The organism is Paenibacillus nuruki (genome assembly GCF_001721045.1).
Taxonomy (GTDB): domain Bacteria; phylum Bacillota; class Bacilli; order Paenibacillales; family Paenibacillaceae; genus Saccharibacillus; species Saccharibacillus nuruki.
In genome coordinates this window covers 138,313-165,087 of record NZ_MDER01000035.1, presented here as the reverse complement: position 1 = coordinate 165,087, position 26,775 = coordinate 138,313, and the positions used below count along the sequence as shown (strand labels likewise).

Annotated in this window: 28 protein-coding genes; 25 read left to right on the top strand and 3 right to left on the bottom strand. The window is 41.0% G+C overall.

Annotation, left to right across the window (positions count from 1 at the left end; all coding sequences use genetic code 11):
• Positions 1-10: 10 nt before the first annotated feature.
• Complete coding sequence (locus PTI45_RS10105) at positions 11-2,047, bottom strand: beta-galactosidase (protein WP_069327438.1); 2,037 nt, start codon at positions 2,045-2,047, stop codon at positions 11-13.
• A gap of 111 nt (positions 2,048-2,158) precedes the next feature.
• Between PTI45_RS10105 and PTI45_RS10100 the strand changes: the two genes are divergently transcribed.
• From PTI45_RS10100 to PTI45_RS10085, 4 genes are all read left to right on the top strand, one after another.
• On the top strand, positions 2,159-2,992 hold the full coding sequence (locus PTI45_RS10100) for an AraC family transcriptional regulator (protein ID WP_069327437.1): 834 nt from the start codon (positions 2,159-2,161) through the stop codon (positions 2,990-2,992).
• A 127-nt stretch (positions 2,993-3,119) separates the two neighbouring features.
• Complete coding sequence (locus PTI45_RS10095) at positions 3,120-3,899, top strand: alpha/beta hydrolase (protein WP_069327436.1); 780 nt, start codon at positions 3,120-3,122, stop codon at positions 3,897-3,899.
• Positions 3,900-3,953: 54 nt separating this feature from the next.
• Positions 3,954-4,616, top strand: coding sequence for an SGNH/GDSL hydrolase family protein (locus tag PTI45_RS10090; protein ID WP_069327435.1), 663 nt, complete (start codon positions 3,954-3,956; stop codon positions 4,614-4,616).
• A gap of 23 nt (positions 4,617-4,639) precedes the next feature.
• Positions 4,640-5,554, top strand: coding sequence for an SMP-30/gluconolactonase/LRE family protein (locus PTI45_RS10085; protein ID WP_069327458.1), 915 nt, complete (start codon positions 4,640-4,642; stop codon positions 5,552-5,554).
• A 161-nt stretch (positions 5,555-5,715) separates the two neighbouring features.
• Here PTI45_RS10085 and PTI45_RS10080 read toward each other — a convergent pair whose 3' ends face one another.
• Positions 5,716-5,892: a YjfB family protein gene (locus PTI45_RS10080; protein WP_069327434.1), complete on the bottom strand. Its 177-nt coding sequence runs from the start codon at positions 5,890-5,892 to the stop codon at positions 5,716-5,718.
• A 439-nt stretch (positions 5,893-6,331) separates the two neighbouring features.
• Here PTI45_RS10080 and PTI45_RS10075 point away from each other — a divergent pair, with 439 nt between their 5' ends.
• From PTI45_RS10075 to PTI45_RS10060, 4 genes are all read left to right on the top strand, one after another.
• A complete protein-coding gene (locus PTI45_RS10075; protein WP_371748229.1) occupies positions 6,332-6,727 on the top strand; it encodes a NucA/NucB deoxyribonuclease domain-containing protein in 396 nt (131 codons plus the stop codon).
• Positions 6,728-6,926: 199 nt separating this feature from the next.
• Positions 6,927-7,550 (top strand): 16S rRNA (guanine(966)-N(2))-methyltransferase RsmD, encoded by a 624-nt coding sequence (gene rsmD, locus PTI45_RS10070; protein ID WP_083243448.1) that lies wholly within the window; start codon positions 6,927-6,929, stop codon positions 7,548-7,550.
• Entirely contained in the window at positions 7,543-8,058 is a 516-nt protein-coding gene (coaD, locus tag PTI45_RS10065; RefSeq protein ID WP_069327432.1) for a pantetheine-phosphate adenylyltransferase, read from the top strand. The genes rsmD and coaD overlap by 8 nt, the downstream gene beginning before the upstream one ends.
• A 92-nt stretch (positions 8,059-8,150) precedes the next feature.
• Positions 8,151-9,176: a YlbL family protein gene (locus tag PTI45_RS10060; protein WP_069327431.1), complete on the top strand. Its 1,026-nt coding sequence runs from the start codon at positions 8,151-8,153 to the stop codon at positions 9,174-9,176.
• A 23-nt stretch (positions 9,177-9,199) separates the two neighbouring features.
• Here PTI45_RS10060 and PTI45_RS10055 read toward each other — a convergent pair whose 3' ends face one another.
• Entirely contained in the window at positions 9,200-10,420 is a 1,221-nt protein-coding gene (locus PTI45_RS10055) for a nucleotidyltransferase (RefSeq protein WP_069327430.1), read from the bottom strand.
• A 220-nt stretch (positions 10,421-10,640) separates the two neighbouring features.
• Between PTI45_RS10055 and PTI45_RS10050 the strand changes: the two genes are divergently transcribed.
• The 17 genes from PTI45_RS10050 to PTI45_RS09970 all read left to right on the top strand — a co-directional run bounded on the left by PTI45_RS10050 (position 10,641) and on the right by PTI45_RS09970 (position 26,693).
• Positions 10,641-11,081: a YceD family protein gene (locus PTI45_RS10050; protein WP_241669335.1), complete on the top strand. Its 441-nt coding sequence runs from the start codon at positions 10,641-10,643 to the stop codon at positions 11,079-11,081.
• 60 nt (positions 11,082-11,141) lie between these two features.
• A complete protein-coding gene (gene rpmF, locus PTI45_RS10045; protein ID WP_069327428.1) occupies positions 11,142-11,315 on the top strand; it encodes a 50S ribosomal protein L32 in 174 nt (57 codons plus the stop codon).
• Positions 11,316-11,648: 333 nt separating this feature from the next.
• Positions 11,649-12,245, top strand: a complete 597-nt coding sequence (fapR, locus tag PTI45_RS10040; protein WP_069327427.1) for a transcription factor FapR — start codon at positions 11,649-11,651, stop codon at positions 12,243-12,245.
• Positions 12,229-13,212, top strand: a complete 984-nt coding sequence (gene plsX, locus PTI45_RS10035) for a phosphate acyltransferase PlsX (RefSeq protein ID WP_069327426.1) — start codon at positions 12,229-12,231, stop codon at positions 13,210-13,212. Before fapR ends, plsX begins: the two co-directional genes overlap by 17 nt.
• 86 nt (positions 13,213-13,298) lie before the next feature.
• Positions 13,299-14,288: a beta-ketoacyl-ACP synthase III gene (locus PTI45_RS10030; protein ID WP_069327425.1), complete on the top strand. Its 990-nt coding sequence runs from the start codon at positions 13,299-13,301 to the stop codon at positions 14,286-14,288.
• 47 nt (positions 14,289-14,335) lie between these two features.
• On the top strand, positions 14,336-15,268 hold the full coding sequence (fabD, locus tag PTI45_RS10025; RefSeq protein ID WP_069327424.1) for an ACP S-malonyltransferase: 933 nt from the start codon (positions 14,336-14,338) through the stop codon (positions 15,266-15,268).
• A gap of 55 nt (positions 15,269-15,323) precedes the next feature.
• Complete coding sequence (gene fabG / locus PTI45_RS10020) at positions 15,324-16,073, top strand: 3-oxoacyl-[acyl-carrier-protein] reductase (RefSeq protein WP_069327423.1); 750 nt, start codon at positions 15,324-15,326, stop codon at positions 16,071-16,073.
• Positions 16,074-16,156: 83 nt separating this feature from the next.
• The gene (gene acpP, locus PTI45_RS10015) at positions 16,157-16,390 is read left to right on the top strand and encodes an acyl carrier protein (protein WP_069327422.1); all 234 of its coding nucleotides are present in this window, start codon (positions 16,157-16,159) and stop codon (positions 16,388-16,390) included.
• A 116-nt stretch (positions 16,391-16,506) separates the two neighbouring features.
• The gene (gene fabF, locus PTI45_RS10010) at positions 16,507-17,745 is read left to right on the top strand and encodes a beta-ketoacyl-ACP synthase II (protein WP_161594245.1); all 1,239 of its coding nucleotides are present in this window, start codon (positions 16,507-16,509) and stop codon (positions 17,743-17,745) included.
• A gap of 12 nt (positions 17,746-17,757) precedes the next feature.
• Positions 17,758-18,450: a ribonuclease III gene (gene rnc / locus PTI45_RS10005; RefSeq protein ID WP_069327420.1), complete on the top strand. Its 693-nt coding sequence runs from the start codon at positions 17,758-17,760 to the stop codon at positions 18,448-18,450.
• A 159-nt stretch (positions 18,451-18,609) separates the two neighbouring features.
• Entirely contained in the window at positions 18,610-22,179 is a 3,570-nt protein-coding gene (gene smc, locus PTI45_RS10000) for a chromosome segregation protein SMC (protein WP_069327419.1), read from the top strand.
• Positions 22,180-22,241: 62 nt separating this feature from the next.
• Positions 22,242-23,249, top strand: coding sequence for a signal recognition particle-docking protein FtsY (gene ftsY, locus PTI45_RS09995; protein WP_069327418.1), 1,008 nt, complete (start codon positions 22,242-22,244; stop codon positions 23,247-23,249).
• A gap of 206 nt (positions 23,250-23,455) precedes the next feature.
• Complete coding sequence (gene trhA / locus PTI45_RS09990) at positions 23,456-24,106, top strand: PAQR family membrane homeostasis protein TrhA (RefSeq protein WP_069327417.1); 651 nt, start codon at positions 23,456-23,458, stop codon at positions 24,104-24,106.
• A gap of 178 nt (positions 24,107-24,284) precedes the next feature.
• Complete coding sequence (locus PTI45_RS09985; RefSeq protein WP_069327416.1) at positions 24,285-24,641, top strand: putative DNA-binding protein; 357 nt, start codon at positions 24,285-24,287, stop codon at positions 24,639-24,641.
• Positions 24,642-24,729: 88 nt separating this feature from the next.
• Positions 24,730-26,112, top strand: coding sequence for a signal recognition particle protein (gene ffh / locus PTI45_RS09980; RefSeq protein ID WP_069327415.1), 1,383 nt, complete (start codon positions 24,730-24,732; stop codon positions 26,110-26,112).
• Between the two features lie 55 nt (positions 26,113-26,167).
• Positions 26,168-26,440, top strand: coding sequence for a 30S ribosomal protein S16 (gene rpsP, locus PTI45_RS09975; protein ID WP_069327414.1), 273 nt, complete (start codon positions 26,168-26,170; stop codon positions 26,438-26,440).
• A gap of 22 nt (positions 26,441-26,462) precedes the next feature.
• On the top strand, positions 26,463-26,693 hold the full coding sequence (locus PTI45_RS09970) for a KH domain-containing protein (protein ID WP_069327413.1): 231 nt from the start codon (positions 26,463-26,465) through the stop codon (positions 26,691-26,693).
• Positions 26,694-26,775: the final 82 nt, after the last annotated feature.

Sequence of the window (26,775 nt, the reverse complement as noted above, 5' to 3'; positions counted from 1 at the left end):
TGAAATGGATTTAACTGCTATAGGAAGCACTAAGAATAACAGAACCACGCGCAGGAATTTCGATAGAAGAACCTGTGTGATGAGGATCTAGCAAATTAGTCGTTTGTAGATCGTGTAGTTCTACTGTAGCAGCTTCCGCATTATGGTTGAGCAAGAAAATGAATTGTTCGCCGTTTTTAACACGTCGCCCAGCTTCAACACCTGCTGGAGTATCAAGCACAGGTTGAATGCCTTTGTGATCGGCAATAAATTTCATGAGACCGTCAATAAAAGCTTCTTCTCCATCAGAAGCGATATACCATGCTTCACCTTTACCATACGTATTACGGGTAAGTACAGGCATTCCTTTGTAAAAGTCATCACCATAGTGGGCAAGAACTTCGGCACCTTCGGTATGAAGCAGATCGCAGAGCATGCCGCATTCATAATCGCCGTTAAGATCACCTAAAGGAGTATCCATTACGATTTGGTTACGCATCGTAGGAAGCAGAGCATCTGTTTCTTCTACCCAGATACCAAGCAACTTACGTAGTTCGCCAGGATAACCACCCAGAGCAACCAAATCAGTCTCGCCTACAATGCCGCTAAAGAATGTCGTGACAAATGTGCCACCATTTTGCGTAAATTGTTCTAATTTATCAGCTAGACCTGGTTTGACCATATAAAGAACAGGCGCGATAACTAATTCGTAGGCGCTAAGATCAGAATCTACACCCACTACATCGACCTGAACATTACGATCATAAAAGGCTTTGTAGTATTTATGTATCTGATCTACATATTTGAGCGCAATCGTAGGACCGCTTGATTTTTCGATGGCCCACCAGTTGTCCCAATCAAACAGTATAGCAACTTTGGATTCAATACGCGAATCAAGTAATGTGTCACCCAAAGTCTGTAATTCGCTTCCAAGTGCTGCGGTTTCACGGAATACACGTGTATTGGAATGTCCAACATGTTCAATGACAGCACCATGGAATTTCTCACATGCGCCTGCTGAACGACGAAGTTGGAAAAACATAATCGTATCTGCACCATGAGCGACAGCTTGGTAACTCCATAAGCGCATCACACCCGGGCGTTTAAGTGAATTGTAAGCTTGCCAGTTCTGTTGACTAGGTGTCTGTTCCATCAGCATAAATGGATCACCATTTTTGATACCGCGCATCAGATCATGAGCTAAAGCGGTATAACTAACCGGTGTGTCCAATCCTGGATAGTTATCCCATGAGATAATGTCCATCTGTTTCGCCCATTTAAAATAATCTAAAGGTTTGAAAAAGCCCATAAGGTTCGTAGTAATTAATGCTTCTGGAACAATAGTTTTAATCGCATCATATTCCAATTGATAACACTCTAGCATGCTGTCCGAGTTGAAACGGGAATAGTCAAGAGACATACCTTGGAAGTTCGTATTATCGTCTCCCCATTCTTCGCTCAAATTACTTGGCAGCACAATTTCATCCCAGTCATAAAAAGTATGACCCCAGAATGAAGTGTTCCATGCGGTATTCAGTGCATCTAATGTCTCATAGCGCTTTTTGAGCCATACACGGAAAGCACGTTCACAATTGTCACAATAACAATCGCCACCGTATTCGTTAGAGACATGCCATACTACAATTGCAGGATGATCTTTATAACGTTCGGCAAGTCGACTAGCAATTTCTGTGGAGTATTTACGATACGTCGGGCTATTAGGGCAAGAGTTATGACGACCGCCGAATTTACGCTTACGACCATCTTTATCCGTACGAAGAACATCAGGATATTTTTTCGCCATCCATGCCGGATGTGCAGCAGTACTGGTTGCAAGACAAGTATAGATACCGCTTTCATAAAGGCTATCGATCAATTGGTCTAACCATTCAAATTGATAATGAACTTCATCGGGCTGATTACGTGCCCAAGAGAATACATTGACTGTAGCAATATCGATTCCAGCTTGTTTGAATAGTTGTAGATCTTCTTGGTGTGTCTGTTGATCCCATTGTTCAGGATTATAATCGCCACCGTAAAAAATTTTGGGAAGTTTACTGCTAATCATGACTGTCACTCCTTGTATAAGAATAACTCTATAGTAAAGCAACTCGTTCCCTTATAGAATATAATAAAATGTGCTTAGTGTATAATAATATGGAGATTGGAAGTGAAAAATATGTATGTAACTATACCGGATCGTCGCTTTTTTACAGAGCTTAGAGACTTGCAGTTACCTATTCATATGGAGAGTATCGGGTACAACGCCGATCAGGAATCTATTGATCGTCCAGATGGCTATCCTTGTTATCATTGGATTCAAGCTGTTAATGGAGAAGGCGAACTTTATTTTGGTGGAACCAGCTATACAGTCAAAGCAGGATCAGGTGTATTATTGGCACCCAGAGATGCTCATGGGTATCGTCCGATCAGCGGGGTATGGGAGACCGCGTATTTAACATTTGGAGGACCTCAGTCTCTCGCTATCGTATCGACGCTTGGATTATCACATTCGGCTTATTATGAATGGGATCGTGGATGTGAATTAGAGACATTTACCAGTGGACTACTGGGTCAGATTCGTAGTGATCGTGACTTATCAGGGCTAGATACCAGCTCGGATCTATACCGCTTTTTAACATTGCTCAAAAAGCATGGTCGTGTGAATAATCTGCCTTCGTTATCCCATACAGTAGAACGATTGAAGCCACTGATGTCCTTTATGGAATCCCATTATGACGATCCTAATATTGGTCTTGAAGATATGGCAGATCAAGTCGGTGTAAGTGCGAGACATTTGAATACTTTATTCCGCCAGACATTTGGAATGACGGCGTATGCTTATTTTATTTTACTTCGTATTCGTAAAGCCAAAGAATTGATGACACTGTATCCTCGCATGACGATTAAAGAAGTAGCAGGTCAAGTTGGATTTAGAGATTCCAGTCATTTTGTAGCTACATTCCGTCGATTAGAAGATGTTACACCGGAACAATTCCGTAATTTGTATTGAATAATACATTAGATTATCAATGAATCATGAAGCGGATAGGTCCGATCTGCTTCAATTATTGAGTTGATTTTATTAAGCGCTTACAATATATTGATAACCAGTGATAGTTTAGAAAGGGGATCAAAATGTGAGTGTAGAAAAGATATGGATCGATGGAAAAGAAGATACAGCTACCACAGAAGAAAGAGCTTATTTAGTACCATTTATTGTAGAGCATTCGGATAAAGTGGTCATTGTATTGCCCGGCGGAGGATATGAACATCGGGCAGACCATGAAGGTGCGCCTGTTGCAGAGTGGCTCAATCAAAATGGTATTTCTGCTTTTGTACTTCATTATCGTTTATCACCCAAACAGCAACGTATTCCATTAGAAGATGGTCAACGTGCTATTTGTTATGTACGCGCACATGCCGCGCATTATGGCATTCATCCGTCCAAAATCGCGATATTAGGATTTTCCGCAGGGGGTCATTTAGCAGCGATGACAGGTACTGTGTACGAAGAACAATCGGTGACGGTAGCAGGAGTTACTCAATCGATTAGTTCGAGACCGGATGCTATGATTTTGTGCTATCCGGTTATTACGATGGAGCACTATGGACATGAGGGTTCTCGATTATCTTTATTGGGAGCAGAAGCATCTCCTGAACAGATTCGTGCTCATAGTGCAGAGCAATGTGTTACAGCACAGACACCGCCTGCTTTTATCTGGCATAATACAGATGATGATGTTGTACCCGTCCAAAATAGCTTGCAGATAGCAATGGCTTTAGAGCAACATCATGTTCCATTTGAATTACATATTTATGAGAGCGGTGGACATGGACAGGGACTTGCTTTGGAGCACCCAGTTATGGGAAACTGGACCAAGCAATGTATGATTTGGCTTCATCGTCAAGGATGGTAATCACTGTACTTGTAGATGACCCTATTTTTGTCAGTCTAGAGGAGATGGATAGAGATGAAAATTGAAAAAAATAGCACCTTATTGATGATTGGTGACTCGGTTACTGATTGTGGACGTGGACGACCTGTAGGACAATACTGGGAGATCGGTGACGGTTATGTTTCTTTAGTCGATTCTCTTTTGCAAACGGTCTATCCTGATTATAATATTCGTGTACTCAATACAGGTACAAGTGGAGATCAGGTCAAACATCTCAAAGCTCGCTGGGAAGAAGATGTGTTCAAACACAATCCAGATTGGGTATCTATTATGATCGGGATCAATGATGTATGGCGGCAGTTCAGCCATCCACTTGAAACGGATTGGCATGTATACTTAGAAGAATATGAACAGACATTGCGTGAACTGGTACAGCAGACATTGCCTAAAGTCAAAGGGTTAATCTTAATGACACCTTATTACTTATCAACGACTACTGAAGATCCTATGCGTGCGACGATGGATATTTACGGAGAAGCTGTGAAACGTATTGCACAAGAAACAGGGGCGATCGTTGTAGATACTCAAGCGGCTTTTGACGCATTGTCTGCTTATGTGTATCCAGCTTCATTATCGAATGGATGGGATCATGTTCATCCGAATCAAAATGGACATTTAGTGCTTGCTCGTTCATTTTTGCAAGCTGTTCAATATGATTGGAGCCGTTCTACACCATAATTGAAAAGCAAGGAGGGTTACGTATCAAAACATATACAGCAAATATCGTTATCGATGCCAAAGCCAAATTAGGTGAAGGACCCAGCTGGGATCAACAATCTCAATGCTTACTCTGGGTGGATATTGAAGGTTATCAATTGCATATGTATTATCCTTCTACCCATGAAGATCGTACTATAGATATTGGAGAGCATGTTAGCGCAGTAGTTCCGTATCTAGAAAATGAAGTGATTGTCGCACTAATCAGTGGGCTATATCGCTTAAACCTGACCACAGGCGAGAAATTCATAATTCACGACCCTGAAGAAGGCAGACCGGGTAACCGATTCAATGATGGTAAATGCGATCCAGCAGGGCGTTTCCTTGCAGGAACAATGAGTTTGAATGGAGAATCCGAGCAAGGTGCTTTTTATAGCTTAAATACCGAAGGTAATGTTTCTTTGCTAATAGATGAAGTTTCTACATCGAATGGATTAGCATGGAGCGCAGATCATAGTACGTTGTATTATATTGATACGCCAACACTTGAAATTGTGTCTTTTGATTATGATATCAATGAAGGTACCATTTCGAATAAACAAGTCGTTGCTACGGTAGACGAAAGTGAAGGATATCCGGATGGAATGACGATCGATGCAGAAGGTATGTTGTGGGTCGCTCGCTGGGGAGGCCAACGTGTCTCACGTATTGATCCAACCAGTGGCAAAGTGATTGCAGAAGTCTCCTTGCCTGTTAACTGTGTCACGTCTTGTACTTTTGGTGGTGAGCATTTGGATGAGCTTTATATCACAACAGCGCAAGATGATGATAGTGCAGATCAACCGTTAGCAGGTGGTTTGTTTATGGTTAAGCCAGGAGTGAAAGGGATGCCAACCGCTTACTTTAATCAAGGGAAGCGTGCAGTAAATCTTGAGCAATCTGTGACTTCAAAAGAATAGAAGATATCTTATACAATAGAGCACAAATATAACGTAAAACAGAGCAAAAAGCTTCAATCGGTCTAGATTGAAGCTTTTTGCTCTGTTCCCAAGTCTGCTGATAACAGACAAGGCTACATATTCGGCATCATAAAAGATAAGAAAAGTGATCTTATACAGAATTACGCGCGAATATCTAGTGATCCTCCCAAATTCGGGTGAGGTGCTTGTTTAAGCATTTCTGCCATTTGTTGACCTTGTTGCTCAGCCATGTCTTTAGATAACGAAAGTACTTTGATACCAACAGCTTGCGAAAGCGAACTTTGGCTCATTGCCGTGGATAATGAAGCGATATCCATGATAGGACCTCCTTTCGTTGCCTGTATTGGAAATGAAGGCATACCTAATCTATATCGGACAATCCCTATAAAATATAAATCCAAACAAAATAAAATTAATCTTATTTTCAGCTAATCATCAGATTAATTTCATATCAAGCGTTTAATATACAGACATACCCCTTTTGAAATAAATATAGATATAGACCCTGTCGATAATCGATGGGGTTATTTTTTTGTGATTTTATGTTAGGTATTTGTTAACTTTATGTAAAATGTAATCGCAGATAAAGACAATGATTAAATATTACTCACAATTTATGTTTGTTAAATTTACATAAACCTATTTTAAAAATCACAAATTGCAGTTAAAATAATCTCATATCCTATATTATTTAAATAAAAAATGGAAGGAAGTTGATGTATGAAAAAGATTTTGTTTACAGCTATGACGTTTATGATGTTAGTAACGGTGTCATTTTTAGTGCAAGGTGAGGGCAAAATACATAATACGATATATGCAGCAGCAGCCTATGATTACACACTTACTTTTCCAACCAGTCGTTACCCTGAGACAGCCGATCATATCAAAGACGCAATTGCAGATGGACATTCTGAAGTCTGTACGATTGATCGGGATGGCGCAGATCAAAGACGTGAAGATTCATTAAAAGGAGTACCTACCAAATCCGGTTATGATCGTGATGAGTGGCCGATGGCGATGTGTCTTGAAGGCGGTACAGGAGCTGATATCCGTTATGTCACACCTTCAGACAACCGCGGAGCAGGATCATGGGTGGGTAACCAATTGACTAAATATCCGGATGGAACCAAAGTGAAATTTATATTGCAATAATGAACTTTATAGCTCGTAGTTCAATCGATTTTAAAATACAGAAGGTCCCTACATTCCCTGTAGGGGCTTTTTGATATATACATCATATATCTATATCTAGCATGCTAATCTAAGCTGAGGATACATTCCTTTTGAACCATAGACATGATATGATACGATAGCTTTGTACATCGTAGAACTGACATATGAAGCCAAATAGATGGTGATACGAAATATCATAAAGACAGGTGAACACAAGATGAGAGTCATATCAGGCAGTGCCAAAGGGCGTCCATTAAAAGCTGTACCCGGTAATGGAACACGTCCGACAACAGATAAAGTAAAAGAATCGATTTTTAGTATTATTGGACCTTATTTTGATGGTGGAAAAGTATTAGATCTTTTTGCAGGTACAGGCGGTCTGGGGATCGAAGCACTCAGTCGTGGTATCCAGCAAGGGGTATTTATAGATTTGGAACATAAAAGTATAGAAGTGATTCGTGGTAATCTACAGGTGGCTGGCTTGACCGAACAAGCTGAAGTGTACCGTAATGAAGCAGGACGTGCATTGAAAGTATTAGCCAAACGTGAAGCCTTATTTGATCTTGTATTTCTTGATCCTCCTTACAAAATGAAAAATGGGATCGAACTGATGAACGAAATGCATGAACGAGGATTGTTAGCTCCAGTAGCAACGATTGTTCTAGAGTATGAATCAGGACATGATTATCCAGAAGAACTAGAACATTTCGTGTGTATTCGTCATGTGGTTTATGGAGAAACAGCGATTAATGTATACGAATATGAACCACAACAACAGGGAGGACAATCATCCAATGAGTGAACATGGAACCAAATCACATCTAGCGGTTTATCCAGGGAGCTTTGACCCTGTAACGATGGGGCATATGGATATTATTCATCGTGCGGCCAAGCAGTTCGATCATCTGGTGGTAGCTGTTTTGAATAATATGAGCAAAAAGCCCCTATTTAGCGTGGAAGAACGGGTTGAATTGTTAAAAGAAGTCACCGCAGACTTGCCAAATGTAACCATTGAAAGTTTTCGCGATCTGTTAGCGAATTACATACGTGAACGCCAAGCGCAGGTGATTGTGCGTGGTATTCGTTCAGTGACTGATTTTGAGTATGAATTACAAATGGCTTCGATCAATCGTGAACTGAATCCAGATGCAGAGACTATTTTTATGATGACCAATCCGAAATATTCTTATTTAAGCTCGAGCGTGGTTAAAGAAATCGCTCGTTTTAATGGCAACGTATCTGAATTTGTACCGCCTATTATAGAAAAACATTTAAAACAAAAGTTCAGTGAAGGTCCGGATAGCGAGTAGTTAGATCGCAAATATGGAATTGAGGACATAAGCGTGGGATAATAAGAGTAGCCGCCAAGTGAGGCTGTAAAAGAATCAAAGGAGAGAAAAACATGCCTGGCCGATTATTAAAATCCCCGATGAGCCGCAAACAATCTTTTTTGTATATTATTTGTGTTGTTATTCTGGTCTATGTACTGGTATATATGCCAACTCCTTATATGATCAATGGACCTGGTAGTGCCGATGAATTGAAGCCAATTGTAAGTGTGGCTGGTGGCCAGAAGGATGAAAAAGGAACATTTATGCTAACCACCATATCGGTCACTTACGCCAATACAGCAATGTTGATCGCTTCTTTATTTGATTCCAATGAAGAAATTGTTCGCAAAACGATTCAAAGTAATCGTGCTGAATATGAAGCAGAACAATTGTATTATATGAGCAGTTCACAATCGTATGCGATCGCTGCTGCTTACAAAAAAGCAGGTATTCCTTACGGCGTGGAACCTCAGTATGTATTTGTGGTTAGTGTACCGGATGCTCGTACTTCTATTCATGCCGGGGACAAATTTATTTCTATAGATCAGCAACCGATTACATCGTTTAAACAACTGGAACAAGTATTACAAAGCAAAAAAAATGGCGATCAAGTGCAAGTGGTGCTTGAACGTACAGGTACTCAGATTACTCTGCCTGTAAGCTTAACTCAATTTAAAGATAGCAACGGACAAGAACGTGTCGGATTTGGCGTATCGATCGGTGAAGTCCAAAAAATCGCGCCTAAAGATGCGGATCATGAAGTTCATTTTGCCAATACTAATATTGGTGGGCCTTCGGCTGGATTGATGTTTACATTAGAAATCTATAATCAATTAACGTCAGGAGACTTAACCCGAGGACATCGTATTGCAGGTACAGGAACGATTAATCCTCAAGGTCAAGTTGGAGAAATTGGTGGTGTTCAGCACAAAGTGGTCGCAGCTCAGCAAGCAGGAGCAACTATTTTCTTAGTGCCTAAAGGCAATTATGCCGATGCCAAAGCACAATTAGCCAAAATGAAATCTTCGATGCAACTGATCTCGGTAAGTACGTTAGATGATGCACTTAACGCATTGAATACATTATCAACTTCGTAATGGTTTTGTTTATTTTGAAATCATTATATTCTAATCGGAGAGCGTCTATAATCCGAATATAAAGTAGAAGATTGCTGTACAGCAAAACAAGAAGCTTGAATAGCAGAAGCACGAATATCTAGCTCCATATGAACATGATCGGTATCTGTCGGTTTGGTAATCACCGGTAGAGAAGCGGTCTTTTTCATTTGTCGTAATAATTCTCTGCCTGTGTCTGTAAAGCCAAGTACACGAATATAACCGGGACCTTGTTCCAACTGTTCGATGTTCAATACCGACTTCGTATGACCTAATAATAGATGTGCAATAAGCCGTTGTAGACGTGTATAAGTATAACGTTTGGTTTTGAGTGCTGTCATCAGATCAGTAATACTGTAATTTTGTAAAGTAGGTAATATTTTTTTGAAACGATATTCCAACCCTTCACTCATATCATAATACTGTGCAAGTTGTTGTGGTGAATGCGTGGTAATCTGCTGAAATAAAGATTGCCATAATTGATCAAGCTTTACAGGGCCACGACCTGCGGCTATTTCGCGCTCAATAATAGACATCGTACTTGCGGGCAGATACGGTGTTGCTTGCTGAACATCGCTAAATAGAAGCCTGCGTACTGCTGTAGCGCTTGCAATCTGTTCATGAGTCGGTTGAAGATCATGATATTGCGATTGTTCTCGCTGGATTGTCTCCGGCAGTATAGAACTATTTAACCGATTCAGCGCAATCATATATTGAAGTCCAAGTGTATTATTAGGTTGATCTAACAAAGATGTGGCTTGATCTGGTATACTATAGAGACTGGCTACTGCTTGACCAAGGGCCGCAGGGTAGCTTATCCCTTCTTTAAGATGATTCTGGATAAGTAGACGCAGTTCAGGTGATTCGTTCGTTAGCAGGTCTGCTAACGCTTTTAATGGGGACAGAGAACCAGACTCACTACCGAACACTAATGAATCTACAAGACCCGTCGCTTCAAGAAGTGAAACTGCGCCATAAGCGAACCACTCAGCAGGTTGTACAGTATAAGCAGAAGGTAACTCGATAACCAGATCACATCCAGCATGTAGTGCCATTTCAGTACGTGCCCATTTGCTAAAAATAGCCGGTTCGCCACGTTGTGTGAAGCCACCACTCATCACAGCAACGATAGCATCACATTCTGTTTTTTCGCGTGTCCGTTGTAAATGAAGTAGATGTCCATAGTGAAGTGGATTATATTCGACGATTATTCCTGCGACTTTCATAGATAGGCTCCTTTTTAAAACTCAAGCATTGATATTGAATATAGGTATCAGTATAAACGAAAATAGGTGTTAACCAAAATACCTTAACAAATATTCATTGACAAAGCTTGCGTATAATCGGTATAATAATTTTTGTTTGTTTGGAGTGATAATGATGCAATTTCAATTTAGAAAATTGGCGCAAAGCGATCAACCGATAGAGTTTCATGACACGCTTGACATGAGTTCCATTTTAAAGGAACATAGCGATGTTCTGTCTTATACACCTCTCCAAGTAGATGTGAAAGCGGCGCAAAGAGTCAATGAAGTGGTTGATGTACAAGGAACACTGAAACTTGACTTACAGATGGCGTGTGTACGTTGTCTGAAGCCTGTGGATTTGAACTTACAGTTCGAGATTCAGGAAGAATTCAAGCATGGTGAAGAACCAGAAGATGTAGCTGAAGATAATGATACACTGTATGTGAATACAGATACTGTTGATTTAGCTCCATATATGGAACAAGCTGCTGTACTTGAACTTCCGCCTGGAGTATTATGCAGTGAAGACTGCAAAGGTCTTTGCCCGACATGCGGAGTCAACCTGAACGAGCAGGATTGCGGTTGTGACAACACACCTATCGATCCGAGAATGGCAGGACTCAAAGATTTCTTTAAGTGATTTAATGATCATGTAATATGTTCATTGGATAAGATTGATTAGATGAAGGAGGTGGGAACAATGGCAGTACCTCAACGGAGAACTTCCAAAACACGTCGTGACAAACGTCGTACACATTTTAAATTGGCAGTACCTGGTTTGGTGAAATGCGAGCAATGCGGAGAAATGAAATTGGCTCACCGCGTTTGCAAAGTATGCGGAACATACAAATCAAGAGAGATTATCAAACAATAGTCTTTCACAAAGGTAGTACTTCATCATTTGGTGAAGTACTATTTTTTTGTATATTTATAATTTGGTATATCAAACACAATGTTCACAGAAAAATCGTGTTTAGCGGATAACCTAGACCAGACACTTTCTTTTTAGTTCAATATGCTTTATACTACATTCTTAGTACCAGGTTCTAAAAATGAACGGCAACATGAAATTAAACTAAAACCGAATAGGTTTACATATATTTTTGAATACAGTAGTACCCGGATAGAACTTTTCAAGTTGTATCTTTAATTTTAAAATCTGTGTGCGATTTGCGTAACACGAAGGAGGTGCGTAGCCATCGAACGTTTGCCCAAACGGCAGCGCCAACAACGGCTCGTGAAGATTATCGAAGAGAATCCGTTTGTGACTGATCAAGAATTAACCAGACAATTAAAAGTCAGTATTCAGACGATTCGTCTAGATCGAATGGAACTTGGAATACCGGAGTTGCGTGAGCGAATGAAATTGATGGCTGAGCGCTCCTACGATCAGGTAAAATCACTTCCTCTAGATGAAGTGATCGGAGATGTTGTTGATCTGCAACTCGACAAAAGTGGAATCTCTATTTTTGAGATTCGTGAAGAACATATATTTTCTCGTACACAGATTGCACGTGGACATCACATTTTTGCACAGGCGAATTCATTAGCGGTCGCTGTGATCAATGATGCGATTGCTTTGACAGCATCGGCAGATATCAGATTTGTCCGCTCGGTTCATCTGGGTGAGAAGTGTATTGCCAAAGCATATGTGCAGTCTAATCCTGCACGTAAAGGAAAAGCCAAAGTAGAAGTACTGACGTATGTTGGTGAAGAAATGGTATTCCAAGGAAACTTTACAATCTATCGTTCAGATGGTGAAGAACAGCATGAAGGAGGAGTAGATCATGATAATCGCCATTGATGCGATGGGCGGAGATCACGCTCCAGACAGCAATGTATTAGGTGGACTCGAAGCCGCTAAAGAATGGAAAGATACCGAGATCATTTTAGTTGGAGACGAGACTCGTATTCGAGCACTACTGACAGAGATTCCATCCAACTTAAAAATAGTACACACGACTGAAATTATTGAAGCAGAAGATGAGCCGGTCAAAGCTGTTCGTCGTAAAAAAGACGCTTCAATGGTTGTAGCAGGTCGCATGGTTAAAGAAGGCAATGCTCAAGCGATGATCTCAGCAGGGAATACAGGCGCACTGATGACAACAGGCTTACTCGTTGTTGGTCGTATCAAAGGCATTGAGCGCCCTGCGCTGGCGCCTATGATTCCAACGATTGACGATGGCGGAACACTTGCGCTTGATCTTGGAGCTAATATGGATGCAAAACCAGAACATCTAGCACAGTATGCACTGATGGGTAGCATTTATAGAGACAAAGTTCATGGTATTACTAACCCGCGTGTAGGATTATTGAATGTAGGTACAGAAGCAAACAAAGGCAATGAATTAACCAAAGAAGCTTACCCGTTACTAGAAGCATTGCCTATTAATTTTGTAGGAAATGTAGAAGCACGCGATGTACTTAATGGAGTCTGTGATGTGTTGGTCTGCGATGGTTTTGCAGGCAACATTATGTTAAAGTCACTTGAGGGTACAGCATCAGCGATGTTTTCACTGCTCAAACAACAATTTAGCAAATCGCTCAAGACCAAGATTGGGGCCGCATTATTAATGCCCGAACTTCGCAGTCTCAAAGGCAAGCTAGATTACAAAGAGCATGGAGGTGCTCCTTTACTTGGATTGAACGGACTTGTTCTCAAAAGTCATGGTTCATCTGACGCTGGAGCCATTAAGCATGCTGTTCGTCAGGCAAGAATAGCGATCAGCAATCAGTTGGTTGAAAATATATCTAAAGAAGTTATACAATAAGCATCTTGCGTCATGTTTTATCCATCCCCACCGTAATGACGTGGAACGAAAACGATGAGGAAATTAGTGGGAAGAGAGTGACACCAATGATTAATGTTTTACCTATCGGTATTATCGGAACAGGAAAATATGTTCCTGAAAAAATATTAACAAATGCAGATCTTGAAAAAATGGTTGAAACGAATGACGAATGGATTGTCAGTCGTACAGGTATTCGTGAGCGTCATATTGCAGCTCCAGAGCAAGCAACTTCTGATTTAGCTTATGAAGCAGCACTCAAAGCATTGGAATCAGCAGGTATGGATGCAACAGAATTGGATTTAATTGTAGTAGCTACGATTACACCAGATACATTTTTCCCTTCAACCGCTTGTATTTTGCAAGATAAATTAGGTGCAAAAAATGCGGCGGCTTTCGATTTATCAGCAGCGTGTTCTGGATTTGTCTATTCACTAGCATCTGCAACAAGTATGTTGCAAATGGGTTTATATAAAAATGCTTTGGTTATTGGAGCAGATACGTTATCACGTATTACAGACTATACTGATCGTAACACTTGTGTGTTGTTCGGTGATGGTGCTGGAGCAGTAATTATCGGTGAAGTGGGCGAAGGTCGTGGATTTAAATCATTCGATCTTGGTGCTGAAGGTTCTGGTGGCGAATTATTAACAATGCCAGCAGGCGGTTCAAGATTGCCAGCTTCCGCAGAAACGCTAAGCAACAATCAACATTATATTCGTATGGGTGGACGTGAAGTCTTCAAATTTGCCGTTCGTGTGATGGGTTCAGCAACAGATGAAGTTCTTCGCAAAGCAGGAATGACTAAAGATGATATCGATATTTTGATTCCTCACCAAGCGAATATCCGTATTATTCAATCCGCAATGAACCGTCTAGAGTTGTCAGAAGATCGAGTGATGATCAATGTTGATCGATATGCGAATACTTCTGCGGCATCTATTCCACTAGCATTAGTAGAAGCTGTGGAACAAGGACGAATCAAAGAAGGCGATCGTGTCGTTATGGTTGGTTTTGGCGGCGGTCTAACTTGGGGCGCATCTGTATTAGTATGGTAATCCAACGAATTTGATTGGTAACAGATAATAGGGAGGAGATGATTCCTATGGGTAAAATAGCATTTGTATTTCCAGGTCAAGGTGCTCAAAAAGTAGGTATGGCAAAAGACGTTTACGATGCATTACCTCAAGCAGCAGAGTTGTTCAAAACAGCTGATGAAGTATTAGGTTTTAGCATCAGTGAACTTGCTTTTGAAGGACCTGAAGAGCAATTGAAACAAACAGCGAATACACAGCCTGCTTTGTTAACGGCAAGTATCGCTTTGTTTGAAGCTTTAAAATCTAAAAATATTACACCTGATTATGTAGCAGGTCATAGTCTTGGAGAATATAGTGCTCTTGTAGCCGCTAATGCTTTGGATTTTGATCAAGCTGTAGCGATTGTACGTGCACGTGGTCAATATATGGAGCAAGCTGTCCCATCCGGTCAAGGAGCTATGGCTGCTGTACTTGGAGCAGAACGTGAACCTTTAGCGGCATTGTGTGCTGAGATTTCTGCTACAGGACATGCAGTAGAACTGGCTAATGTGAACTGTCCGGGACAGATTGTAGTATCAGGTTCGGTGGAAGGCGTAAATACTGTAGCAGCAAGAGTGAAAGAAATCGGTGGCAAACGTGCGATTATGCTTGAAGTGAGTGGGCCTTTCCATTCTTCTTTGATGAAATCAGCAGCAGATCAATTATCTGAGCGTTTACAAACGGTATCTTTCCGTGATGCGACTGTACCAGTTGTGGCGAACGTAACAGCTAAAACAGTGACTCAGGGAAGCGATATTCAAGCGTTACTGGTAGAACAGGTATACTCTCCTGTATTATGGGAAGATAGTGTTCGTTTTCTGATTCATGAAGGTGTAGATACTTTTATCGAAATTGGCCCTGGTAATGTATTAACAGGATTAATTAAAAAAATAGATAAAAATGTACGCTTGATTAATATAAGCAGTCTGGAAAGTATAGAAGCACTTCAAGTGGAAGTTTAATCTTCCCTCCAGAAGCCGGATCAGATGATTCATTTGAAAAGGAGATGCGTATGTTATGAGTAAGCCACTTCAAGGACAAGCTGCTTTGGTTACAGGAGCTTCACGAGGCATAGGTCGTAGTATTGCGATTGCACTAGCAGAAGCTGGAGCAGATATCGCAGTTAACTATGCGGGTAGTGAAGATGCTGCTAACGAAACCGTACGTCTGATCGAAGAGTTAGGCGTCAAAGCTTTTGCTGTTCGTGCTAATGTAGGAATAGCTACAGAAGCCGAAGCTATGGTCAAACAAGTTAACGAAACTTTTGGTAAAATCGACATTTTGATTAATAATGCAGGAATTACCCGTGATAACCTGATCATGCGAATGAAAGAAGACGAATTTGATCAAGTCATTGAGACGAACCTCAAAGGTGTGTTTAATTGCCTCAAAGCGGTTACACGTCCGATGATGAAACAACGTTACGGTCGTATTATTAATATTTCTTCTGTAGTAGGTGTACTGGGTAACCCTGGACAAGCCAACTATGTCGCAGCCAAAGCAGGTGTAATTGGTTTAACCAAAGCATCCGCAAAAGAATTAGCTTCACGTGGCATCACAGTGAATTGTGTGGCGCCCGGATTTATTGCAACAGATATGACGGATGAACTGAGTGAAGAACTGCGTAACAAAATGCTAGAAGGTATTCCGCTTGCACGTCTCGGTCAACCCGAAGAAATTGCATCGGTTGTTTCTTTCTTAGTATCACCAGCAGCTTCTTACATGACAGGACAGACGCTTCATGTGGATGGCGGTATGTACATGTAAAAGAAGTACAACATCTCTTTTAGGGATATGTGGCTTTTTACGTGTGATTTTCGTATAATACTTTGGAAGAGGAGGTGAAACGGATGTCTGATGTTTTGGATCGTGTAAAACGCATCGTTATTGACCGTTTGGGAGCTGACGAAGCTGAAATTAAATTGGAATCATCTTTTAAAGATGATCTTGGCGCAGATTCGCTTGATGTAGTGGAACTTGTTATGGAATTGGAAGATGAGTTTGACTTGGAAATTTCTGACGAAGATGCGGAGAAAATTACGACCGTAGGTGAAGTTGTAACTTACATACAATCTCATACCTAAGGCTTAACTAAAGTCCCGTTACCTGCTTGTTAGCGGGCCGGGACTTCTCCTCATTTTGGCGTCTTTTGGATGGAACACAAAATATACACATGCAGTCGATATAGAGGTGAATGTGTTTGAAGCATAGAGTAGTAATTACAGGCTTGGGAGTTATGACTTCCCTTGGTAAAGACAAAGATACATTTTGGAATAATATCATTACCGGTCAATCCGGTGTAAGTACCATTGAAAGTTTTGATGTCAGTGGTTATCCTACGCAAATTGCTGCTGAAGTGAAAGACTTCAATGCAGAAGATTATATGGAACGTAAAGAAGCTCGCAAAATGGACCGTTTTGTTCAATTTGCAGAAGCAGCAACGGTTGAAGCTTTGAAAGACAGTAAGCTTAATATTGCAGAAGATACAGATCCTGAGCGTGTTGGGGTTATTATCGGATCAGGTATTGGTGGTCTGGGTACATTTGAAGATCAGCATGCTATTTTGATGCAAAAAGGACCAAAGCGAGTAAGTCCATTCTTTATTCCTATGATGATTGCGAATATGGCTTCTGGTCATGTATCTATTCTTCACGGCGCTAAAGGACCTAACTTGGCTCCTGTCAGTGCGTGTGCAAGTGGTAGTCATGCCATAGGAGATTCATTCAAATTTATCCGTGATGGTGAAGCAGACGTTATGATTACCGGTGGTGCTGAAGCAACGATTCGTCCTTCGGGATTGGGTGGTTTCTGTGCGATGCGTGCGATGTCTACACGTAACGATGATGCAACAACCGCAAGTCGTCCGTTTGATACCGGTCGTGATGGATTTGTAATGGGTGAAGGTTCAGGAATTATGATTCTTGAATCACTGGAACATGCTCAAAAACGTGGAGCTCATATTTACGCTGAAGTGATTGGTTATGGACTAAGCGCAGATGCTCACCATATGACAGAGCCTGATCCTGATGGTCCAGCTCGTTGTATGAAAATGGCGATTCGTAGTGCAGGTATTGCACCGGAAGATATTGATTATATCAATGCTCACGGTACATCGACTCCTGTAGGCGATAAGTCTGAAACCAAAGCAATCAAATTAGCATTAGGCGATCATGCGTATAACATCGCTGTAAGTTCGACCAAGTCGATGACAGGTCACCTTTTAGGAGCAGCTGGTGGTATTGAAGCTGTAATCTGTGCACTATCTTTAGAAAATCAGATTATCGCTCCTACGATCAATTTGCATAATCAAGATCCTGAATGTGATTTAGACTATGTGCCGAATGAAGCGCGCAAAGCAGATTTGAATGTAGTAATGTCCAACTCTTTTGGATTTGGGGGGCATAATGCCTCAGTCATCCTGAAGAAATTTGAAGTGTAAGGAGTCAGTTTCTTGAACGGAGATGTGAAACAGCTACAACAGCAAATTCAAATCCAATTTCAAAACCGTCAATTGCTCAAACAGGCGTTCACACATGCTTCGTATGTGAACGAACATCGTTTTAGTCAACATCAAGACAATGAACGTTTGGAATTTTTGGGTGATGCGGTTTTGGAATTGACAGTGTCGGAGTACCTGTACAATGCATATCCTGAGCGTCCTGAAGGTGAACTTACGAAGTTGCGTGCAGCGATTGTATGCGAGCCTTCGTTGGTGAAGTTTGCGGAAGCGCTCGACTTTGGCAGATACGTTTTGCTTGGCAAGGGAGAAGAATTGACAGGCGGACGTCAGCGTCCAGCACTGCTCGCTGATGTTTTTGAATCTTTTATTGGAGCATTATATCTGGACCAAGGCTTAGAAGCTGTGAAGTCTTTTCTAAACGCACATGTATTCTCAGGCATTTCTCCAGGTGGGCAGTTCCAGATGATGGACTTCAAGACCGAGCTTCAGGAGTTAACTCAGCATCACAATATGGGAGTACTGGAGTATCGTATTATTGAAGAGAAAGGCCCTGCACATGAGCGGGAGTTTGTCTCGGAAGTATGTATGGGAGAAGAGAGTTTAGGTCAGGGAGCCGGGCGTTCTAAAAAAGAAGCAGAGCAACGGGCAGCTGCCGCGGCATTGAATCGGTTGAAGTTGAAATAAACCGTTCTCTTTTCTGACAATTACAGGACAAACAAAGAGCAAAGAGCAGTCACAGCCAGCTTGCGTGAATCAAGAGGCATCGACCGCTTTTTGCTCTTTTTCCATTGATGAAGCAGCAGGTAATTATGCTACAATAGCAGTAGAGGTGAACAACGAACTATGTTCCTGAAAAGAATAGAATTAGCAGGATTTAAATCTTTTGCGGATAAGACAGAAATGGAATTTGTGAAAGGTATTACCGCCGTTGTCGGACCAAACGGTAGCGGTAAAAGCAATATATCTGACGGGATCCGCTGGGTGCTTGGTGAGCAAAGTGCCAAGTCTCTTCGTGGTGGCAAAATGGAAGATATTATTTTTGCAGGTAGTGATAGTCGGAAGGCAGTAAGTTATTCAGAAGTGTCGCTTACACTTGATAATGAAGATCAGACGCTACCACTCGATTTTGGCGAAGTTACGATTACGCGCCGTGTACACCGTAGTGGAGATAGCGAATATTTGATCAACAAACAATCTTGTCGTCTAAAAGATATTACTGAGCTGTTTATGGATACAGGGATAGGGAAAGAAGCTTATTCGATTATCGGGCAAGGACGTATCGAAGAAATACTAAGTACTCGTTCGGAAGATCGTCGGGGTATTTTTGAAGAAGCATCTGGAATTGTGAAATACAAGTCTCGTAAAAAAGATGCGGTTCGTAAATTAGATGATACCGAGCAGAATTTGTTACGTATCTATGATCTTGTACATGAATTAGAAGATCAGATTGAACCCCTAAAAGAACAATCTACCAAAGCGATTCATTTCAAAGAACTCAAAGAAGAGCTTAAACATAAAGAAATATCGCTCTATGTTCATGGTATCGAACGGATTCATACCGCATGGAGTACAGCAAGTGCCAAAATGGCTGAACTGGAAAAAGTACAGCAAAAGTTAGCAAGTGTTGTATCCGGTCATGATGAGAAGCTTGAAAGTGAACGTGGTGCTCTTCGTGAAGCAGAAGAAGCTGTAGAGCAACTACAAGGATTACTGCTTCAATATAGCGAGCAGACGGAGAAATCAGAAGGTCTGGGTGAATTACTCAAAGAACGCCGTCTAAATTTAGAGCAAAATCAAAAGCAATTAGGTGTAGCTTTGGAACGTAGTGAAGAACGTACCAGTCAGCGTACAGGAGAAAGCCAACAATTACAGACCAAGTTCGCTACCTTAACGAAGCAATTGCAAGAGCTACAACAAAATATCACTCAAGAAGAAAATAGCCTGATCCAGATTAATGGTGGTATCGGACAACATCAGGAAGAAAGCTTGAAAGGCGAATTGCTAGAACTGATGAATACGATGGCACAAGCTCGTAATGAAATTCGGTACGCAGATCAGCAGACCGAGAATACACAACGCCGTATGGTACGAGCAGAAAGTGAATCTGGTAAATGGAAAGCCGAGAAAAAACGTCTCGAAGATAGCAAAGCTGCTTCTGCCCTACAGACTGATAAGTTAGCCAAAGAAATTGCTAAAGTGCGTGTTGATTATATTCAACATAGTGAGCAATTGCATAAGTTACAGAAGTCTGGCGAAGAAATGCAGACAGCTATTCGCAAATGGGAGCAACGTCGTGAAGCATTAGTGTCTCGCCGGGATACGATGCAGGAAATGCAAGAAGACTTTGAAGGCTTTATGCTGGGCGTTAAAGAAGTGCTCAAAGCTTCACGCAACTCACAACTGCACGGAGTACATGGGGCTGTAGCCGAACTCATCACCGTGCCTGAGAAATTAGAACTGGCAATGGAAACGGCGCTGGGTGCTTCAGTACAGCATGTGGTGATGGAAAATGAAGAAGTATCGCGTAAAGCGATAGCATTTTTGAAGCAACGTCAATTAGGTAGAGCTACATTTTTACCTCTTGATGTTATTCGTCCACGCAAAATGCAGGATAATGACAAACGACTTGCTGAAAGTGCAGAAGGTTTTGTCGGGATTGGTGCTGAACTGGTCGGCTATGATGAGCGTTATGCATCGATAGTCGGTAGTCTGATCGGCAGTGTAGTCATTGCAGAGACATTAGAGCAAGCCAACCGTATCGCAGGCAAATTAGGATACCGTTACCGGATCGTGACGCTTGAGGGCGATGTTGTCAACGCAGGTGGATCGATGACCGGGGGTAGTCAGCACAAAAAGAATAATAATTTACTTGGACGTAAACGCCAATTGGATCAGTTGGGAAATGAGATCACTGAAAGCGAGTCTCAAGTGAAACGTCTGCAAAAAGAAATTATTGATGTGCAGAAGCGTCTGCAAGATCATGAACATCGACTGGATCAATTGCGAGCGGATGGGGATCGTAAGCGTACAGAAGAACAACAGGTCGCAAGCGAACTCAAACAAATCGAGCATGAGTTACGTCATGTGAATGAACAATATGAATTGTATGGACAAGAGACAAGTAGCTATACTGAAGAACTTGCAGGGATTGCCAAAGCTCGTAAAGATGCAGAACAGAAACTAATTGAATTGCAAAAGCAAGAGCAAGCGATTCAAGATAGTATCCAAAATGCAGAAAAAATGCGTAAATCGAATGAGTCTGCTAAAGAACAGTTGCAAGAAAAAGTAACTGATCTCAAAATTCGTGAAGGTAAACTGAGTCAAGAAATCTTCTCGCTAGAAGAACAATTATCCCGTTCACAGGAAGAATCACAAGATTATGGTCAAGAGTTGGAGAGCAATCGAGAACAACTGGCTGTTATTCTTAAAGATTTGGAAAAAAATGAGCGTGAACAAACGAAGCAACGTACTGATTTGGAACGTCTACGCCGTAAACGTACAGAAACCAGTGAACAACTTGAATTGAAACGTGCAGAACGAATACGACTTCAACAAAAGTTAGAACTGGAAGAAAACGAAACACGCGAACAGCGTAACGAACTCAAAACTGTTGAAGATGAATTGCGCAAAATAGAAATTCAAGTCAATCGCTTGGATGTAGAACTTGAAAATATTTTAGCCAAATTGCGTGAAGATTACGAACTCACTTACGAAATGGCAAAAAGAGATTATGAATTACCAGAAGATATTGAAGTGGCTGAAAAAGAAGTGCGTCATCTGAAATCCAAAATCATGGATCTGGGTGAAGTAAATCTAGGAGCGATCGAAGAATATCAACGTGTGAATGAACGTTATGAATTTTTGACGCTTCAACAAAACGATCTAGTCGAAGCCAAAACAACACTATATCAAGTCATTCGCGAAATGGATGAAGAAATGTCCAAACGCTTCAAAGTCACATTTGATGCGATTCGTGGTCAATTTGGTACGGTATTTAGTAAGTTGTTTGGTGGAGGTCGTGCAGACTTGGTATTGATCGATCCTGAACGCATGCTTGAAACAGGAATTGATATTGTCGCCCAACCACCGGGTAAAAAGTTGCAAAATCTACAATTGCTTTCTGGTGGCGAACGAGCATTAACAGCGATGGCATTGTTATTTGCCATTTTACAAGTTAAACCTGTACCGTTCTGTGTACTCGATGAAGTAGAAGCGGCACTGGATGAAGCGAACGTAGTGCGGTTTGCACAGTATCTAAGAGAGTTTTCAGGATTAACACAGTTTATCGTAGTGACTCATCGCAAAGGCACTATGGAAGAAGCTGATGTGCTATATGGAGTCACGATGGAAGAAGGCGGCGTCTCGAAGCTGGTTTCTGTTAAATTGGACGATGAAGAAGCAGATATCGCTTAATCTATTTACATTTTGATAGGCTTATTATGGACTATATATAATTGATCATCTGGAGGAATCTCATGAGCTTTTTTAAAAAGTTAAAAGACAGCATTTCTACAAAAACAGAAACAGTAACTAAACAGTTCCGCGATGGTTTGGAAAAAACACGTAAAGGGTTTGTTGAAAAAGTATCAGACCTTGTAATTCGTCGCAAAAAAATTGATGAAGAGTTCTATGAAGAATTAGAAGAAATTCTTATCGGCGCTGATGTAGGCGTAAATACAGTGATGGAGCTTATTGATGATCTTCGTGAAGAAGTTCGTATTCGCCGAATCGAAGATGCTGCTGAACTACAACCTGTATTATCTGAGAAGTTAACGGGCTTACTTCGTGGAAACGAAAATACAGGCTTAAATATGCAACAAGGTGGCATTACAGTTATTTTATTTGTAGGTGTCAATGGTGTAGGTAAAACAACAACAATTGGTAAAATGGCACACCGTTTCAAACAAGAAGGTAAAAAAGTGTTGCTTGCCGCAGGAGATACATTCCGAGCAGGAGCTATTGAGCAATTAGAAGTATGGGGCCAACGTGCAGGCGTAGAAGTGATTAAGCAACAATCAGGCTCTGACCCAGCAGCAGTGATGTATGATGCTGTACGCGCAGCTAAGCAGCGTGGAGCAGACGTATTGTTATGCGACACCGCAGGACGTTTACAGAATAAAAGCAATCTAATGGATGAGTTGAACAAAATCTTCCGTGTAATTCAACGTGAAATTCCAGATGCTCCGCACGAAGTACTGATGGTACTTGATGCGACAACAGGTCAAAATGCACTAAGCCAAGCCAAACTATTCGGTGAGAAAAGTGGCGTAACGGGACTGGTATTGACCAAATTAGATGGAACCGCTAAAGGTGGAATCGTGGTAGCCATTCGTCAAGAATTAGACTTACCGGTTAAATTTGTAGGTCTAGGCGAGAAGATTGATGACTTACAGCCGTTTGATAGTGAACAGTTTGTTCATGCTTTATTTGCAGGATTGATTCAAGAAGAGGAAGAAGCTGAAAAGACGGATTCCAAAGAGTAGGGCCAGATTGCCAAAGTAGCATCTTCATACAGAACTGAGTTATAATAGCAGTAGAAATCAAACGGAAATGAGATAACTCTTATCCGATTTCTACTGCTTTTTATTTTCGTTATCAGATACGATCTAGAGTTACTTACATAACATTTAAGCATCAAGTAGATCATATAGCATAGGGATAAGATTGGATCGAAGAAAGGAAGTGACTTATGGCTCTCACACATACGTATAGCCGTAAAGAAGAAGTAGCAAATGCAGTAACTCATGGTATAGGAGCTGCTCTTAGTATTGCTGCATTAGTTATTTTAATTGTTTTTGCTGTACTTAAAGGTACACCATGGCATGTAGTAAGCTTTACGATTTATGGAGTCAGCATGCTGTTGTTGTATACCAGTTCCACCTTAGTACATGGATTCAGAGATGGCAAAGCCAAAGATTTATTTGAAATTTTTGATCATTCAGCCATTTATCTATTTATTGCAGGGACATATACACCTTTGATGTTAATTGTTGTTAAAGGGGCACTGGGTTGGAGTATATTTGGAATCGTATGGGGCATCGCCATTTTAGGATGTGCGTTTAAAGCATACTTCGTCAAACGTTTTCTATTTATGTCGACGATTTTCTATATCTTAATGGGATGGTTAATTGTTATCGCATGGGAACCATTGACAACGAATATGGCAAGCGGTGGCATTATTTTACTTGCTATTGGTGGATTAATGTATACGCTGGGTACGATCTTTTACGTTTGGCGTGGATTTCCTTTTCATCATGCGGTTTGGCATCTGTTTGTACTCGCAGGTAGCATTTTGCATTTCTTTATGATTTTATTTTATGTGTTGCCGATTCATTTGTAATAGATAAATAGACGTAAAAAGTTCATATTTTGGGCTTAAATGATCGATATTTGAAGCTCATTTATAAAAGTAATAAGATGTTAAGTAATTATGCTTGACATCTTATTTTATTTTTTGCTATGATATAGAACGTTGATGAGGTGTAAAGTGTTTTTCCTTGACGGAGGGAGTGCCCCATATGAGTCAAGAGAATCGGCTCGATAAAACGACCCGAATTAATTCATTATTTGATTTCTACGAGCTTCTACTTACAGACAAACAGCAGATGTTCCTTAAATACTATTTTCATGATGATTACTCTCTAGGAGAGATCGCCGCAGAGTTCAGTATTAGTCGACAAGCGGTGTATGAGCATATTAAACGTGCAGAGCAAGTATTAGAAATGTACGAAGAAAAGCTTGGTCTGATGGAAAAGCATTATCGCCGTGTGCGTGATTTAGAAGAGCTCAAATCGACATTGTCTTCAAGTGGAGTGACACATGAATATCAATCGCAAATGATGGATATTGTAGAGCGCTTGGAAGCCAACGATTAATTCATATATACTTATACATGTAAAGAAGTACGATATAGATATACAGACCATATATTATTTAACGTGAAATAAACGGAGGTGAAGACACATGGCATTTGAAAGCTTAACAACACGACTGCAAAACGTATTTAGCAAACTTCGTGGTAAAGGTAAAGTATCTGAAGAAGATGTAAACGAAGCAATGCGCGAAGTGCGGTTAGCGTTACTTGAAGCAGACGTTAATTTCAAAGTCGTAAAAGAATTCATTTCCAAAGTGAAAGAAAAAGCGGTCGGTAAAGATGTGATGGAAAGCTTCACACCAGGCATGGTTATTATCGACATTGTTAATAAAGAGCTTACCGAGTTGATGGGTGGAACACAGTCCAAACTTGCCAAAGCAGCGAAGTCACCAACCGTTATTATGATGGTCGGTTTGCAAGGTGCTGGTAAAACAACAACCTCTGGTAAACTAGCCAAAATGCTTCAAAAGCAAAATCATCGTCCTTTACTGGTTGCAGGCGATATTTATCGTCCGGCAGCGATCAAACAGTTGCAAGTACTGGGAGAGCAAATCAATACACCGGTATTTACAATGGGAGATCAGACAAGTCCAGTTGAGATTGCTCGTCAAGCTTTGCAAGAAGCCAAAAATAACAATAATGATTACGTGATTATTGATACAGCAGGTCGCTTGCATATTGATGAAGAATTGATGGACGAATTGCGCCAGATTCATGAATTAGTGAATCCGGATGAAGTTCTGTTAGTTGTAGATGCGATGACAGGTCAGGATGCAGTCAATGTAGCCGAGAACTTTAACACTCAATTGCAATTAACAGGTGTAGTCTTAACTAAGCTTGATGGAGATACTCGTGGTGGTGCAGCATTGTCTGTCAAAGCCGTAACGGGTTGTCCGATCAAATTCACCACTCTTGGTGAAAAGCTAGATGCAATGGAAGCTTTCCATCCGGAGCGTATGGCTTCACGTATTCTAGGTATGGGTGATATGTTATCCTTGATCGAAAAAGCTCAAATGAATATCGATGAAGATAAGGCAAAAGAAATGGAACGCAAAATGCGTAATGCCGAATTTACATTCGAAGATTTCTTAGAGCAAATGGATCAAGTGAAAAAGCTTGGACCGCTTGATCAGATTATGGACATGATTCCGGGTATGGGAAAAATGAAAAACCAAAATCTTCAAGTTGATGATAAGCAAGTTGGACGTATTGAAGCAATTGTTCAGTCGATGACTGTTCAGGAGAAACAACATCCAGAGGTAATCAATCATAGTCGTCGTAAACGGATTGCTACAGGTAGCGGAACTTCTGTTGCAGAAGTAAACCGTCTGATCAAGCAGTTCGATGAAATGCGCCGTATGATGAAGCAGTTCTCGGATATGATGGATCCTAAGGGCGGCGGCAAGAACAATAAAATGATGAAACAAATGCAAAAAATGGGTGGCAAGGGAATGAAGTTTCCTTTCCGTTAAACCTAGGAAATGCAATGTATATATTATTGAACTAATTTGAAGGAGGTGAATTTTCGTGGCAGTACGTATTCGTCTAAAACGCATCGGTGCTCATAAAGCGCCTTTCTATCGTATCGTGGTTTCCGATTCTCGGTCCCCTCGTGATGGCCGTTTCATCGAAGAAATCGGTACTTATAATCCAGTTGCAGAACCTTCTGTAACTAAGATTGATGAGGAAAAAGCTCTTCAATGGCTTCAACAAGGAGCACAAGCTTCTGATACCGTTCGCAACTTGCTTAGCAAAGCGGGCGTTATGAAAAAGTTTCATGAGCTTAAACAGCAAAAATAATTGCTGATTCGGAGGAGTATCTATGGAACAATTAGTAATGGTTATTGCTAAAGCTCTCGTGGATCATCCCGATGATGTAAAAGTGAACGTTGTGGAAAAAGAGAACTTGATCGTATACGAACTTAGCGTCCATCCGGACGATGCTGGTAAAGTGATCGGCAAGCAAGGACGTATCGCCAAGGCTCTCCGCACGGTCGTTACATCAGCAGCAGTCAAGACTAATAAACGGGTGACCGTTGATATAATGTCTTAAAAATATACGAAAGAGGGTTAGGATGATGTCCTAGCCCTTTTTCGTACATTTTCAATCAAAATACGATCAAATATAGATTACA

What these genes read in the sequence shown, in the direction of transcription:
- PTI45_RS09985 (WP_069327416.1), top strand. Translation starts at nt 24,285, where the DNA reads ATGAGTCAAGAGAATCGGCTCGATAAAACGACCCGAATTAATTCATTA.
- trhA (WP_069327417.1), top strand. Translation starts at nt 23,456, where the DNA reads ATGGCTCTCACACATACGTATAGCCGTAAAGAAGAAGTAGCAAATGCA.
- smc (WP_069327419.1), top strand. Translation starts at nt 18,610, where the DNA reads ATGTTCCTGAAAAGAATAGAATTAGCAGGATTTAAATCTTTTGCGGAT.
- PTI45_RS10050 (WP_241669335.1), top strand. Translation starts at nt 10,641, where the DNA reads ATGAGTTCCATTTTAAAGGAACATAGCGATGTTCTGTCTTATACACCT.
- ffh (WP_069327415.1), top strand. Translation starts at nt 24,730, where the DNA reads ATGGCATTTGAAAGCTTAACAACACGACTGCAAAACGTATTTAGCAAA.
- PTI45_RS10105 (WP_069327438.1), bottom strand. Translation starts at nt 2,047, where the DNA reads ATGATTAGCAGTAAACTTCCCAAAATTTTTTACGGTGGCGATTATAAT.
- PTI45_RS10060 (WP_069327431.1), top strand. Translation starts at nt 8,151, where the DNA reads ATGCCTGGCCGATTATTAAAATCCCCGATGAGCCGCAAACAATCTTTT.
- PTI45_RS10080 (WP_069327434.1), bottom strand. Translation starts at nt 5,892, where the DNA reads ATGGATATCGCTTCATTATCCACGGCAATGAGCCAAAGTTCGCTTTCG.
- acpP (WP_069327422.1), top strand. Translation starts at nt 16,157, where the DNA reads ATGTCTGATGTTTTGGATCGTGTAAAACGCATCGTTATTGACCGTTTG.
- PTI45_RS10030 (WP_069327425.1), top strand. Translation starts at nt 13,299, where the DNA reads ATGATTAATGTTTTACCTATCGGTATTATCGGAACAGGAAAATATGTT.
- PTI45_RS10090 (WP_069327435.1), top strand. Translation starts at nt 3,954, where the DNA reads ATGAAAATTGAAAAAAATAGCACCTTATTGATGATTGGTGACTCGGTT.
- rpmF (WP_069327428.1), top strand. Translation starts at nt 11,142, where the DNA reads ATGGCAGTACCTCAACGGAGAACTTCCAAAACACGTCGTGACAAACGT.
- PTI45_RS10100 (WP_069327437.1), top strand. Translation starts at nt 2,159, where the DNA reads ATGTATGTAACTATACCGGATCGTCGCTTTTTTACAGAGCTTAGAGAC.
- plsX (WP_069327426.1), top strand. Translation starts at nt 12,229, where the DNA reads ATGATAATCGCCATTGATGCGATGGGCGGAGATCACGCTCCAGACAGC.
- ftsY (WP_069327418.1), top strand. Translation starts at nt 22,242, where the DNA reads ATGAGCTTTTTTAAAAAGTTAAAAGACAGCATTTCTACAAAAACAGAA.
- PTI45_RS10075 (WP_371748229.1), top strand. Translation starts at nt 6,332, where the DNA reads ATGTTAGTAACGGTGTCATTTTTAGTGCAAGGTGAGGGCAAAATACAT.
- fabD (WP_069327424.1), top strand. Translation starts at nt 14,336, where the DNA reads ATGGGTAAAATAGCATTTGTATTTCCAGGTCAAGGTGCTCAAAAAGTA.
- PTI45_RS09970 (WP_069327413.1), top strand. Translation starts at nt 26,463, where the DNA reads ATGGAACAATTAGTAATGGTTATTGCTAAAGCTCTCGTGGATCATCCC.
- PTI45_RS10055 (WP_069327430.1), bottom strand. Translation starts at nt 10,420, where the DNA reads ATGAAAGTCGCAGGAATAATCGTCGAATATAATCCACTTCACTATGGA.
- rsmD (WP_083243448.1), top strand. Translation starts at nt 6,927, where the DNA reads ATGGTGATACGAAATATCATAAAGACAGGTGAACACAAGATGAGAGTC.
- fabG (WP_069327423.1), top strand. Translation starts at nt 15,324, where the DNA reads ATGAGTAAGCCACTTCAAGGACAAGCTGCTTTGGTTACAGGAGCTTCA.
- coaD (WP_069327432.1), top strand. Translation starts at nt 7,543, where the DNA reads ATGAGTGAACATGGAACCAAATCACATCTAGCGGTTTATCCAGGGAGC.